The organism is Pseudomonas sp. AOB-7, from assembly GCF_003696305.1.
Classification (GTDB): Bacteria; Pseudomonadota; Gammaproteobacteria; order Pseudomonadales; family Pseudomonadaceae; genus Aquipseudomonas.
Genome location: NZ_RFFK01000001.1, coordinates 861,918 through 875,371 on the forward strand (window position 1 = coordinate 861,918; position 13,454 = coordinate 875,371).

Here is a 13,454-nt window from a genome sequence, read left to right on the forward strand (position 1 = left end):
ATCACCAGCTGGAACGCAGGGAAATCGGCACCTTCAGGCAGTCCTGGCTGCCGGCCGGCATGCCGCACATCTCGTCGTGCACCACCGCGTGCACCAGGTTGAACGGCACCTTCGGCAACTCGTGCAGCAGGTCGCGCGCATGTTCCACCGAGCGCAGGTGCAGGGTGGCGCCCTGGCTGTCGCTGAGCGGGTGGGCGCGGCCGTCCATCTGCGCTTCGAGCAGGTAGATGCCGCCCTCCATGGAGATCAGGTTGAGCTCGTCGATGTGCCCGGCGAGGGCATGGCTGGACAGGTCTTGCAGATTCATGGGGCTCTCCTTACGCAGGCAAAGCTATACAAAAATCACTTCATATACAATTTTTGTACAAGTAGATAAAAGCACAAGGCAGAAAGCAAACCGCCCGTCCGTTTTGCAACGGCCGGGCGGCGGTGGAGCCCCGGGACGACTCAGCCGTCGTACTTGGTCAGCTTGTCCAGATAGCCCATGGCAAAGGCCGAGCCGACGAAGGTCAGGTGGATGATCACGTACCACTTGAGGTATTCGAGGTCGTAGTTCTTGGCGTCCATGAACACCTTGAGCAGGTGGATCGAGGAGATCGCCACGATGGAGGCGGCCACCTTCATCTTCAGCGAGCCGGAGTCCATCTTGCCCAGCCAGTTGAGCTTCTCGGTGCCTTCGCGAATGTCCAGGCGCGAGACGAAGTTCTCGTAGCCGGACAGCATCACCATCACCAGCAGGCCACCGACCAGAGCCATGTCGATCAGCGACAGCAGCTTGAGGATCACGTCGGCTTCGGCGAGGGTGAAGATCTGCGGCAGGATGTGGTACAGCTCCTGGAAGAACTTGATCGACAGCGCCAGCACCGCCAGCGACAGGCCGAAGTAGATCGGGGCCAGCAGCCAGCGCGAGGCGTACATGGCGTTTTCGATGAGGCGTTCCATAGGGACTCACTGCAGGGTCAAAACTGGCGCGAGTATACCCAGCCGCCCGCGCCAGACAAAGCGCGCGACGGCCTCGGCGGTTATCCACGCTTTCTGTGGATAAAGCTGTGGGCAATGGCGCCTTGCGCGGCGCGACGGGGCATGGCCTGCGGCCTGGGCGGCGCTGTACAAAAGCCGCGCAGATGTGACCCTCAGGTCTCCGGCTGGAACTGGTAGCACCCGGTGGGTCGACGGCGCTCGCCGTTGAGGCGACGTAGCTCGGCCTGCAGGTGCAGGCGCCAGATGGGTGGTTCGAAGCATTCGGCATAGCCCTGCTGGGCCAGGCTCTCGGCGATGGACGCTAGCACCCCTTCGGCGACAAAAGGCCCGTAGAACGGGCCCTGTGCCTTGATCGCCGAGGGTTGCGCGCCGGACATGCCGGCCGCGCAGAGCAGCGTCCAAAGTCCGTTTTCCCCGGCCAGCGGCCGGATCACGCATTCGATACGAGTGACCAGGCCCAGGCATTGGCGGGTAAGGCAGAGGCTACGCGGCATGGCGGCGACCCTCGCGGATTCCAGGCTCCAGCCTACACCCCGAGCGGCCGCACTGTGAAGGCCAAAGTTATCCCCGCAATCTGTGGATAACTCTGTGCATGACGGCTGAACAACGATACCGGCACGGTTGCCCCGGGCGATCCGGGACAATCGTGCAAGATTTGCTCAGCCCGCGGCGCCCTCGCCTTCGCCCTTCTTGCGCCGCGGCGCCTTGGCCGGCTTGGCGGCGACGGGCTCGGCTTCGGCCTTGGCCTTGGCCGCCTCGGCGTGCTTGCCGTCTTCCTCCAGGTCGATCTCGGCGATTTCGCGCAGGCGCTCGACCACCCGCGCATTGACGCTGCCCTTGGGGAAGCGGCCCTGCTCGTCCGGATGGCCGGCCGCCTCGCCGACCAGCAGGCTCAGCGCCTCGTCGACGTGGCGCACGGCGTAGACGTTGAACTGGCCGGCGCGCACCGCCTGCAGCACGCGGTCGTCGAGCATCAGGTTGCTGACGTTGGAATGGGGGATGATCACCCCCTGCTCGCCGGTCAGGCCGCGTGCCTCGCACAGGCGGAAGAAGCCCTCGATCTTCTCGTTGACCCCGCCGACCGCCTGCACTTCGCCGAACTGGTTGATCGAGCCGGTGATGGCGAAGCACTGCTTAAGCGGCGTGCGCGACAGGGCCGAGATCAGCGTGCAGACCTCGCCGAGCGAAGCGCTGTCGCCGTCGACGTAGCCGTAGGACTGCTCCAGGGCGATGCTGGCGGAAATCTCCAGGGGGAATTCCTGGGCGTAGCGGCTGCCAAGAAAACCGGTGAGGATCATCACCCCCTTGGAGTGGATCGGCTGGCCCAGGCTGACTTCGCGCTCGATGTCGACGATGCCGCTGCCGCCGGGATAGACGGTAGCGGAGATGCGCGCCGGCACACCGAAGGCCGAGTCGCCCACTTCCAGCACGGTCAAGCCGTTGCACTTGCCGACCGCGGCGCCGCAGGTGTCGATCAGGATGATGCCGGCCAGCATGTCGTCGATGATCCGTGCCGACACCCGCCCGGTGCGGGTGGCCTTGGCCTTGAGGGCGCGCTCGATATGGCCGACGTCGGTGAGCGTCTCGCCGGCCAGGTGGCGGATGAAGTCTGCCTCGCTGACCAGCTGGAACAGGTCGCCGATGCGTGCCGACAGACGGCCCTGATGCTCGGCCAGGCGCGCGCTGTAGGTGGCCAGGCGCGCCACCGCCGCGCCGGTCAAAGGCGCCATGCCCTCCTCCGAGGTGCGCGTCTTCATCAACTGGGCGAACTGCTCCAGGCTGTCCTCGGCCAGGGGAATGTCCTCGTCGAAGTCGACCAGCACGCGGAACATCTCCTGGAAGTCCGGGTCGTGGTCCTGCAGCGCGTAGTAGAGCTGGCGCGAGCCGATGATGATGACTTTCAGCTGCAGCGCGATGACCTGCGGATTGAGGGTCACGGTGGCGATGCGGCCGAGGTCGCCCAGCGGCGATTCCATCTTCAGCTGGCGCGAATGCAGGGCGCGCTTGAGCGCCTCCCAGACGAAGGGCTCGTTGAGCAGCTTCTCCGCCTCCACCACCAGGTAGCCGCCGTTGGCGCGGTGCAGCGCGCCGGGGCGCAGCTGGCGGTAGCTGGTGTACAGCGCGCCCTGGTCGGAGCTGTATTCGATGCGGCCGAACAGGTTGTCGTAGGTCGGGTGCGACTCGAACACCACCGGCGCGCCGCCGTTGGCGTGGTGACCGACCACCAGGCTCGGGCAGTACTGCTCCTCGAGCAGCTTACGCAGCTGCGGGTCGGCCTTGTCGACGTCGACCAGCTGCTCGACCGCGGTCTTCAGCAGATTGACCTGCATCGCCTGCAGATAAGCGCAGACGCCGGCGTTCTCCGCGTATTTCTCCGACAGCGGCGCCAGCAGCGGCTGCAGGGCGACGGTGATGGTCTCCTCGTTGAGCTGGCGCAGCAGGTTGCTCGACTCGCGCTTCCACTGCGGCAGGCTGGCCAGCTCCTCGTTGAGGCGCTCCTCGAGCAGGGCGATGTCGGCGTGGAAGCGCTCGCGCTCGGCCTCCGGCAGCTGGGCGAACTCGGCCTCGTCCAGCGCCTTGCCGTCGGCCATCGGGGTGAAGGCGATATTGCTGCTGTCGCGGTACAGGGCCACGCCCTTCTCCAGCGACAGCTTCTCGATCACGTCCAGCGCCTGGTCGTAGCGCTTGTTGAAGGAGCGGTCGATGGCGCTCTTCTTCTGCTGGTAGGTGGGCGTCTCGAACACCGCCGGGAAGGTGGCCAGCAGGTTGTCGATCAACTGGTTGATGTCGGCGATGAAATCGCTCGCGGTGCCGGCCGGCAGTTCCAGCGCGCGCGGCTCGCGCGGCTCGTCGAAGTGGTTGACGTAGACCCGGTCGGCCGGGGTCTCCATGCGCTTGGCCTCGGCCTTGAGGTAGCGCTGGACGAAGGAGAAGCGTCCGGTACCCGGCTCGCCCATGACGAACACGTTGTAGCCGGGGCGCGGCATGGCCACGCCGAACTGCAGGGCCTCCACCGCGCGAGCCTGACCGAGCACGCCGCGGAAGGGTTCGAGGTCGTCGGTGCTGGTGAAGTTGAACTGCTCGGGGGCGAAGGGGCGGGTCAGGGAGTCGGGCGGCAGCCGCAGGCTGGCAGCAACGGAGTCGGGCATCGTAAATCCTTAGGCGGGAAGGCAGGGGCCTGGGGGAAATCATGGCCCCATCCGCGGCCCCGGACAAGCGCTAAGCTTGATCCAGGGCAGCCTCCTGCGCCCAGTGCCGCTTAAAGTGTCGCGCTCCTCTCACCGGACGCCCCGCATGAGCCTATTCCAGGAAATCGCCGCCCTGCTCACCCTCTCCGCGCTGTTCGGGATGCTGGCGGTGCGCCTGCGCCAGCCGCTGATCATCGCCTACATCCTGGTCGGCATCCTCGCCGGTCCGGCGGCGATGAACCTGTCCGGCGACCACGCCTCGCTCGGACTGCTGGCCGAGATCGGCATCACCGTGCTGCTGTTCGTGGTCGGCCTGAAACTGGACATGCGCCTGGTGCGCACCCTCGGCCCGGTGGCGCTGGCCACCGGGCTGGGCCAGCTCACCTTCACCATCCTGTTCGGCCTGCTGCTGTGCCGCCTGCTCGGCCTGGACTGGCTGACCGCCACCTACGTGGCGGTGGCGCTGACCTTCTCCAGCACCATCATCATCGTCAAGCTGCTGTCGGACAAAGGCGAGATCGATTCGCTGCACGGGCGCATCGCCATGGGTTTTCTGATCGTGCAGGACATCGCCGTGGTGCTGGCCATGCTGGCGATCAACCTCTACCAGCCGGCGGCGGGCGAACGCCAGGGCCTGTCGCCGCTGGCGCTGATCACGGTACTGCTGTGCAGCCTGATCCTGCTCTACATCCTGATGCGCTACGCCCTGCCGCACCTGCTCGCCCCCATGGCGCGCTCGCCGGAGCTGCTGATGCTGGTGGCCATCGCCTGGGGCACGCTGCTGGCCGGCGGCGCCGAGGCGCTGGGCCTGTCCAAGGAGATCGGCGCCTTTATCGCCGGTTTCTGCCTGGCCTCGACGCCGCTGCGCGAGGCCATCGCCAGCCGCCTGACCAGCCTGCGCGACTTCCTGTTGCTGTTCTTCTTCCTGCACCTGGGCATCCAGCTGGATTTCACCCATTTCCAGGGTCAGCTCGGCAGCGCCCTGCTGCTGTCGCTGTTCGTGCTGATCGGCAACCCGCTGATCGTCATGGCGATCATGGGCGCGATGGGCTACCGCAAGCGCACCGGCTTCATGGCCGGGCTGACCGTGGCGCAGATCAGCGAGTTCTCGATCATCTTCGTCGCCATGGGCATCGGCCTCGGCCACGTCGGCGGCGAAGCCCTGGGCCTGACCACCCTGGTGGGGGTGATCACCATCACCCTGTCCACCTACATGATTCTCTACGCCCAGCCGCTGTTCGAGCGCCTGTCGCCCTGGCTGGGGCCGTTCGAGCGGCGCGTGGCGCACCGCGAGAACGCCGCCGACAGCGCCAGCGACAGCCAGCAGCCGGAGGTGATCGTCTATGGCCTGGGCCGCTACGGCCGCCAGCTGGCGCACCGCCTGGAAGACGCCGGGCTGCGCGTGCTCGGCGTCGATTTCAACCCGGAAGCCCTGGCCAGTGCCCGGCGCACCGGCCTGACGGTGTGCTACGGCGATGCCGAGGATCACGACTTCATCGCCCATCTGCCGCTGCAGCAGGCGCGCGCGCTGGTCAGCACCATCCCCCAGCGCGAGGTCAACGCCATCCTACTGCGCGCCGCGCGCAGCGCCGGCTTCCGCGGCCAGGTGACCTTGAGCGCCTTCCGCGAGGGCGACCTGGAGGCCTTCACCCGCGCCGGCGCGGCCAGCGTGCTGCAGCCCTATATCGACGCCGCCGACTCGGCCGCGCGGCGGCTACTGGAAGAGGTCGGCCAGCCGCTCAGTTGAGCGCGGCGCAGCGCAGGCAGAATTCCGCCGCCGGCAGCGCCCTGAGCCGGCCGGCTTCGATCGGCTCGCCACAGCGCTGGCATTCGCCGTAGCGGCCCTCGGCCAGGCGCTGCTTGGCCAAGCCGACCTGGCGCAAGGCGGCCTCGGCCTCGGCCAGCAGCGCCTCGAGCACCTCGTCGTTCTGCCGTTGCTGCGCCTGCTCGGCGAAATCCGCCGAATGGCTGCGCCCCAGGTCGCGGCGGATGGCGTTGGCGCGGGCGCCGTACTCGGCCAGCAGGGCGTCGAGCACGGCGGCGGTGTCGTGGGCGGTCATGATGCAACTCCTCGAGGCTATGACTTAAGTGTGGCCGCTGCCGGCCAAGTTGCACGGCAACCGCGCAAGCGCCGCCTTGACACCCGCCACGCGCCTGGCCAAAGCTCGGCCATCGCCACTATTAGAAGAACAGCGACCTTGAAACGGACATTCGCCGCCCTCGCCCTGAGCCTCAGCCTGCCGCTGCAGGCCGCCTCGCCCACGCCGCTGGCCACATTGGCCGCCGATCCCTACTGGATTGCCCTCGGCCACTACGAGACCGGCAAGCTCGGCGGCTGGCGCAGCTACGTCGACGACCAGGCCTTCTTCCTCGCCGAGGCTGGCGCCAGCGATCCGGCCGCGGAGCTGGCCGCCACGCTCGAGGCCCTGTACCAGCCGGCCGAGCTGGGCGACCGCCACCCGCAATGCGTCTACCCGGCGCGCACCCGCTGGCTGAAGGAGCGCCTGGCGCTGACTGACCTGCCCAGCCCGGACTGCGCCGAGTACCGCGCCTGGTTCGCCGACGTCAATCCGCACAGCACCGTGCTGGTGTTCCCCGCCGCCTACCTCAACAGCCCCTCGTCGATGTTCGGCCACACCCTGCTGCGCATCGACCAGGCCGACGTCGACAGCCACAACACCGCCCTGCTCAGCTACGCGCTGAACTTCGGCGCCTTTATCGAGGGCGACGACAACAGCATCCTCTACGCCTGGCGCGGACTGATGGGCGGCTATCCCGGGTTGTTCGCCCTGGTGCCCTACCGCGAGAAACTCAGCGAGTACAGCCGCCTGGAAAACCGCGACCTGTGGGAATACCGCCTCAACCTGAGCCCCGAGGAAACCGGGCGCATGGTCGAGCACGTGTGGGAACTCAAGCAGGTGCGCTTCGACTACTTCTTCTTCGACGAGAACTGCTCCTACCGCCTGCTCGAACTGCTGGAGATCGCCCGCCCCGGCATCGAGCTGACCGAGCACTTCCCGATCACCGCCATCCCCACCGACACCGTGCGCGCGGTCAAGGACGCCGGGCTGATCGAACGCATCGACTACCGCCCCTCGCGCGAGCGCGAACTGCTGGGCCGCGCCGCGCCGCTGGGTGCGGCGGAAAAGGCCTGGGTGCTGAGCCTGGCCAGCGACTCCGCGCAGCTCGGCGCCGCGCCCTTCCAGAGCCTGCAGAGCGAGCGCCGCGCGCTGATCCAGGACGCCGCCTTCCGCCTGGTGCGCTACCGCGCCAGCGGCGAGGCGCGCACGGGCGAGACCGCCGAGCGCAGTTTCCAGCTGCTCGGCGCGGTCAACCGCAACCCGCCGCCGCCGCTGGCGCTGCAACGCCCGTTGCTGCCCGAGGAAGGCCACCAGTCACGCACCTGGCAGCTGGCCGGCGGCAGCCGCGAGGATCGCGCCTTCGCCGAGTACGGCCTGCGCATGGCCTACCACGACCTCAACGACAACCTCGACGGCTTCCCCCTCGGCGCGCAGATCGAGATCGCCCAGCTCAAGCTGCGCCAGTACGAGGGCAACCACTGGCAAGTGCAGCGCCTGGACCTGGCCAACATCCGCTCGCTGACGCCGCGCGACGCCCTGCTCCAACCCTGGTCCTGGCAGGTCGGCGGCGGCCTGGAACGGGTGCTCGGCGCAGACGGCGACAGCCCGCTGGTGGCGCATGTCGGCGGCGGCGGCGGCGCCACCTGGCAGCTCGGCGCTGGCACCCTGGGCTTCGCCCTGGCCACCGCGCGCCTGGAGCACAACCGCGACTTCGCCGCCTTCGTCGCCCCGGCGCTGGGCTTCAACACCGGCCTGCTGTGGCGCAACGCGCTGGGCAACCTGACCCTTGAGGCGGCCGGCGACTACTTCCACAACGGCGAGGTACGCCGTCGCCTGTCGCTGAACCAGCAATGGGAAGTGCGCACCGACCTCGGCCTGCGCCTGAGCGCCCAGCGCGAGTTCAGCCAGCTCGCCGCGCCGGTCAACGAGGTGAAGCTGGAGCTGCGCTGGTATCACTATTGAGCGCCGGCAGGCGCACAATAGCCTTGTCGCACCAGCCTGGAACCCCTGCATGAACGACCACGGCCCGCAGCTGCTGCACGTCGCCGGCGGCAAACCGATCAAGCTCTGGACCCGCGGCGTGCCGGTGGAGGACGAAGCCCGCCGGCAACTGCTCAATACCGCGCGGATGCCCTTTATCTTCAAGCACCTGGCGGTGATGCCGGACGTGCACCTGGGCAAGGGCTCGACCATCGGCAGCGTGATCCCCACCCTCGGCGCCATCATCCCCGCCGCGGTCGGCGTGGATATCGGCTGCGGCATGGTCGCCGCGCGCACCTCGCTGCGCGCCACGGATCTGCCGGACAACCTGCACCGCCTGCGCAGCGCCATCGAACGCGCGGTGCCGCACGGCAAGAGCTTCGGCAAGCGCGACGTCGGCGCCTGGGACGAGGTGCCGGCCGCCACCGACGCGGCCTGGCGCGCCCTGGCCGGGCGCTTCCGGGCAATCTGCGCCAAGCACCCGCGCCTGGAGAAGAGCAACCACCGTGTGCACCTCGGCACCCTGGGCGGCGGCAATCACTTCATCGAACTCTGCCTGGACGAGGCCGACCGCGTCTGGCTGATGCTGCACAGCGGCTCGCGCGGCGTCGGCAACGCCATCGGCAACCTGTTCATCGAGCTGGCCCAGGCCGACATGCGCCAGCACCTGGCCAACCTGCCGGACAAGGACCTGGCCTACTTCGAGGAAGGCAGCCGCCACTTCGCCGACTACCTCGAGGCGGTCGGCTGGGCCCAGGACTACGCCCGGCAGAACCGCGCACTGATGCTGCAGGCGGTGATCGCGGCCACCCGCCAGGTGCTCGGCCGGCCGTTCGAGGCGCAGCTGGAGGCGGTGGACTGCCACCACAACTACGTGCAGCAGGAACGCCACTTCGGCCGCGAGGTGCTGGTCACGCGCAAGGGCGCGGTGTCGGCGCAGCCAGGCCAGCTGGGCATCATCCCCGGCTCCATGGGCACGCGCAGCTACATAGTGCGCGGCCTGGGCAATGCCGAGGCGTTCTGCTCCTGCAGCCACGGCGCCGGCCGGGTGATGAGCCGCAGCCAGGCGAAGAAGCGCTTCGACCTGGCCGACCAGCTGCGCGCCACCGCCCACGTCGAATGCCGCAAGGACAAGGACGTGATCGACGAAATCCCCATGGCCTACAAGGACATCGAGGCGGTGATGGCGGCCCAGCGCGACCTGGTCGAAGTGGTGCACAGCCTGCGCCAGCTGGTGTGCGTGAAGGGCTGAGTGACCGGCGGAGATGACGCCGCGACACGGCTTTCTATACTGAAGGTCCCACCGTCCCGTTCTGGAGAGCCATCATGCGCCGCCTAACCGCCTTCTTCGCCGCCGCCCTGCTCAGCGCACCCCTCTGGGCGATGCACTGTCCGGCGGACATGGCCAAGATCGACGCCATGCTGCAAAGCGACCCACCGGCCGACCCCACCGTGCTGGCCAAGGTGAAGGAACTGCGCGCCGAAGGCGAAGCCCTGCACAAGGCCGGCAACCACAGCGAATCGGTCAAGGTGCTGGGCGAAGCCATCAATCTGCTGGAAGCCAGCGAGTAGTCGCCGGCTCAGTTGCTGGTCGTAGGCGCCGGCCTGGCGGCGCCTGCAGCACTGCTGCCTAGTAGCCGGTGTAGAGCAGCTCCAGCGCCAGATGCCGCACCTCCTGCAAGTCCACCGGCTTGCTCAGGCAGGCAGAGGCCCCGCGCGCCCTGGCTTCCTCGAATAGCGCCTGGTCGGCCACCGCACTGATCACCAGCACCGGCACCTCGCGCAGCCGTGGCTCGGCGCGCATGGCGTCGAGTATCTCCAGGCCGTTGCCGTCCGGCAGGTCGATATCCAGCAGCAACAGCGCCGGCTCGTTGTCCTGCAGCTCGGCCAGCGCGCGCTGACGGGTACCCGCGCCACGCACCTCGGCGAACTCGCGCAGCGCCTCCTGGAGAATCTTCAGGCAGGCCGGGTGATCCTCCACGCACAGCACCTGCACGAGGCGCCGCTCGCTTTGCGCCGACTGCGCCGGCGCGGTGGCGTCGGTCTCGTCCGGCCGCGCGGCGCTGGGCAGGTCGAGCCAGAAGCGGCTGCCCACACCCGGCTCGCTGCGCACGCCGATCTCGCCGTCCATCAGGCTGGCCAGCTCGCGGCAGAGCACCAAGCCGATGCCGGTGCCGGGAATGTTCGAACTCTCCCGACCGAGGCGCTGGAACGGCTGGAACAGCTGCGCCTGCTGCTCGCCGGACAGCCCCGGGCCGGTGTCGTCGACCCACAGCCGCACGCAATCGGCGCGCACCTCGTAGCCCATGCGGATGAGGCCCTGCGGGCTGTTGTACTTGATCGCGTTGGACAGCAGGTTGAGCAGGATCTGCCGCACCCGGCGCGGGTCGCCCTGGACGAACAGCGGCGGCTCGGCCGCGGCCATCACCTGCAGCTGCAGCTGGCGCTGCTGCACCTCGGGCTGCACCAGCTCGGCGCAGCCGGCCAGCAGGCTGCCAATCTCCAGGGGCTGCAACTGCAGCTGCTGACGGCGGCTCTCGATGCTCGACAGGTCGAGGATGTCGTCGACCAAGGCGGTCAGATGGCGACTGGCATTGACGATCTCGTGGGCGTAGTCGCACTCCAGCTTGGCATCGGCCTTGTCCTGCGCCTCCATCTCGATCAGCTGGGCGAAGCCGTGGATGGCGTTGAGCGGCGTGCGCAGCTCGTGGCTCATGCTCGACAGGAAACGGCTCTTGGCCTGGCTGGCGGCCAGGGCCTCGAGGCTGGCGTGGCGCAACTCCTCCTGCACCTGCTTGAGACGGGTGATGTCGACATGGGTGCCGGCCACGCGCAGCGGCCAGCCCTTGGCGTCGCGCTCCAGCACCTTGCCGCGACTGAGCAGCCAGAGGTACTGGCCCTGGCAGTCGAGGTAGCGGTACTCGGCGTCGAAATGCTCGTCACCGCTCTCGGCGAAGTGCTTGCGCAGGTGGCGCAGGCGCTCCAGGTCGTCCGGGTGCACGCGCTGGTTGAACTCGCTCAGGCTCAAGTGACGCGCACCCAGGCCGAAGCGCCGCACGAAGCGGTCGCTGAGCTCGATGGTCAGGTCGCGAGCGTTGATCTGCCAGAGGCTCTCGGTGGTGCTCTCCAGCACCAGCTGGAGGATGTTCTGCGCCTCCTGGCGCTCCTGCTCGCTGGCCTGCAGCTGGCGCCCGGCCTGCTGCATCGCGTCCGCCAGGCGACTGACTTCGGCGATCCGGCTGTCCGGCGCCGCCGGCAGGTAGTTGCCCTGGCCCAGGCTGCCGGCCATCTCGACGATATCGGCGATGGGGTGCGCCAGCTGGTTGCTCAGGTGCCGCGAACGCAGCCACATCCAGGCGAAAAACATCAGGTAGAAGGCCAGCAGGCCGGCGATCAACAGGTAGCCGATCTGCAGGTAGCGCTCGGCCAGCTGGTTGGTGTCGTGGAAGATCTGCTCCTCGTCCACCACCAGCAACAGGCGCCAGCCGGTCTGCGGAATCTCGCTCCAGGCCACCAGCTGCTTGCGCCCGCCAAGCAGCACCTCCTGGACGTTGCCGCGGCCCTCGTTCATCGCCTGCAGCAGCGGCTCCATGCCCTCGCGCTTGGCCAGGTTGAAGTCCTCGGGCTTGAGCACCTCGCGCCGTACCGCCTCCTCGTAGGAGTAATGGGTCAGCTCGCGCAGGCCGAAATCCAGCTCGCCGGCGGCCGGCAGCGCCATGATGTTGTGGTCGTGGCTGACCAGCATGGCGTAGCCCTGCCAGGGCACGTTGAGCTCGGCGATCTCGCCGAGCACCTGGCCGACGGTGATGTCCAGGCCCACCACGCCCTCGAGGAAATCGCCGCGGTAGACCGGGGCGATGGCCGACATCATCCAGCCGAGGCCGGCCGGATCGAGGTACACCTCGGTCCACACCACCTTGCGCTCGGGGTTGTGCTTGGCGTCGGCCAGGTAATAGAAGTTGTAATCCGGGATCACCATGTCATGGGGATACTGCGCCGGCGTGTCGAACCAGGGATAGATGCGGTTGTAGCTGTCCCAGCTGTTGAAGTAGAGCGCCGCCACCAGCGGGTTGGCCTGCTGGATCGAGCGCATCAGCGGGTCGACCTGCGACAGGCGCATGACCTTGGCGTGATCCTGCTGCGCCGGCGGCGTGCTGTTGGCGTAGAAGGAGGCGGCGCGGCCGTCGTCGCTGCGGGTGTAGAACACCCCGCTGTCGGTGCTGGTATGGCGCTGACGCTCCAGTTCGTCGGCCTGATAGCCGGTATCGAGCAGCGCGCGCTGAGTCGCGTCGCGGTACACCTGGACCAGGGATTCGATCGAACGCAGGCGGCCGTCGACGATCTGCCCCTCGCGCAGCGCGGCACTGGCCAGGTCCTTCACCGCCGCCTCCTGCAGATGGCCGACCTGCGCATCGCGGATCGCCTGGTTGCTCAGCAGGTACACCGCGATCAGCACCGACTCCACCAGAATCAAGGGGATCAGCGCGCTCTGCACGAAGGCCCGCCAGATCCACTGACGCAGGGGGTAGCGGCTAGAACTCGGCATGACGACTCCTTTCCATAGGGCGCGCAGAGGGACGCCAGGCGCCATCATAGCTTCCCGCGCTGGAATCCGCAGTCGACGTTATGGAACCTTTGCCGTACACTCCGCGTCCTAGCTGTAACCACGAAGGTTTTGGGGCCGATTAGGATTCGACGCCGGTAACGAAACTTGAGGGGCATGCCGAGTAGGTGACAGTTCTCGTAAATCCGCTGCCACAACTTCATAGTTGCCAACGACGACAACTACGCTCTGGCCGCCTAAGGGCGCCAGCTGACCCTAGGGGATGCCTGTAAACCCGAAGATCTGGTCAGTCATATAGAACAGGATCGCCGCCAAGTTCGCTGTAGACGTAACGGCTAAAACTCATACAGCTCGCTCCAAGCGCCCTGCCACTCGGGCCGCGCGGAGTTAACTCAGTAGAGATGGCTAAGCATGTAGAACCGATAGCGGAGAGCTGGCGGACGGGGGTTCAAATCCCCCCGGCTCCACCAATTGAAGCAAGCACAAACCCCTGATTTTCCTAGAGAATTTCAGGGGTTTTGTGTTTTCAGGGACTGCGAATGTCCCGAAAAGTGTCACAGCAGGGTCGCGCTACCAATAATCTGGCTTGACGATGACTGACTTCCTGAGAGGCGGACAGGACTTCGCCTCGCCCAGGGTGGCGGCCTTGTTGTCCAGCCT

10 protein-coding genes and 1 other RNA gene are annotated in these 13,454 nt (G+C 67.5%); 5 read left to right on the top strand and 6 right to left on the bottom strand.

Features of this window, described 5'->3' with window-relative positions:
• Window position 1: 1 nt before the first annotated feature.
• The 4 genes from EA796_RS04165 to EA796_RS04180 form a co-directional block, all read right to left on the bottom strand.
• Window positions 2–307 carry a DUF6482 family protein gene (locus EA796_RS04165; RefSeq protein ID WP_122107624.1) on the bottom strand — a complete coding sequence of 102 codons (306 nt, stop codon included), beginning with the start codon at window positions 305–307 and terminating at the stop codon, window positions 2–4.
• 140 nt (window positions 308–447) lie between these two features.
• Window positions 448–942: a TIGR00645 family protein gene (locus EA796_RS04170; protein ID WP_122107625.1), complete on the bottom strand. Its 495-nt coding sequence runs from the start codon at window positions 940–942 to the stop codon at window positions 448–450.
• A gap of 191 nt (window positions 943–1,133) precedes the next feature.
• Window positions 1,134–1,475, bottom strand: a complete 342-nt coding sequence (locus EA796_RS04175; protein ID WP_021443601.1) for a hypothetical protein — start codon at window positions 1,473–1,475, stop codon at window positions 1,134–1,136.
• A 165-nt stretch (window positions 1,476–1,640) separates the two neighbouring features.
• Window positions 1,641–4,130 (bottom strand): Lon protease family protein, encoded by a 2,490-nt coding sequence (locus EA796_RS04180; RefSeq protein ID WP_122107626.1) that lies wholly within the window; start codon window positions 4,128–4,130, stop codon window positions 1,641–1,643.
• Window positions 4,131–4,275: 145 nt separating this feature from the next.
• Between EA796_RS04180 and EA796_RS04185 the strand changes: the two genes are divergently transcribed.
• Entirely contained in the window at window positions 4,276–5,916 is a 1,641-nt protein-coding gene (locus EA796_RS04185) for a cation:proton antiporter (RefSeq protein WP_122107627.1), read from the top strand.
• Here the strand turns inward: EA796_RS04185 and EA796_RS04190 are convergent.
• The gene (locus tag EA796_RS04190; protein ID WP_122107628.1) at window positions 5,909–6,229 is read right to left on the bottom strand and encodes a TraR/DksA family transcriptional regulator; all 321 of its coding nucleotides are present in this window, start codon (window positions 6,227–6,229) and stop codon (window positions 5,909–5,911) included. The genes EA796_RS04185 and EA796_RS04190 overlap by 8 nt on opposite strands.
• A gap of 138 nt (window positions 6,230–6,367) precedes the next feature.
• Here EA796_RS04190 and EA796_RS04195 point away from each other — a divergent pair, with 138 nt between their 5' ends.
• The 3 genes from EA796_RS04195 to EA796_RS04205 all read left to right on the top strand — a co-directional run bounded on the left by EA796_RS04195 (window position 6,368) and on the right by EA796_RS04205 (window position 9,802).
• On the top strand, window positions 6,368–8,212 hold the full coding sequence (locus EA796_RS04195) for a DUF4105 domain-containing protein (protein WP_122107629.1): 1,845 nt from the start codon (window positions 6,368–6,370) through the stop codon (window positions 8,210–8,212).
• A gap of 49 nt (window positions 8,213–8,261) precedes the next feature.
• Window positions 8,262–9,482 carry an RtcB family protein gene (locus EA796_RS04200; RefSeq protein WP_021445944.1) on the top strand — a complete coding sequence of 407 codons (1,221 nt, stop codon included), beginning with the start codon at window positions 8,262–8,264 and terminating at the stop codon, window positions 9,480–9,482.
• Between the two features lie 74 nt (window positions 9,483–9,556).
• The gene (locus EA796_RS04205) at window positions 9,557–9,802 is read left to right on the top strand and encodes a hypothetical protein (RefSeq protein ID WP_122107630.1); all 246 of its coding nucleotides are present in this window, start codon (window positions 9,557–9,559) and stop codon (window positions 9,800–9,802) included.
• 58 nt (window positions 9,803–9,860) lie between these two features.
• Here the strand turns inward: EA796_RS04205 and EA796_RS04210 are convergent, their stop codons facing one another.
• Complete coding sequence (locus EA796_RS04210) at window positions 9,861–12,776, bottom strand: ATP-binding protein (RefSeq protein ID WP_122107631.1); 2,916 nt, start codon at window positions 12,774–12,776, stop codon at window positions 9,861–9,863.
• 131 nt (window positions 12,777–12,907) lie between these two features.
• On the opposite strand from EA796_RS04210, the gene ssrA reads away from it, so the two are divergent.
• Window positions 12,908–13,264, top strand: a transfer-messenger RNA (tmRNA) gene (gene ssrA, locus EA796_RS04215).
• Window positions 13,265–13,454 lie beyond the last annotated feature (190 nt).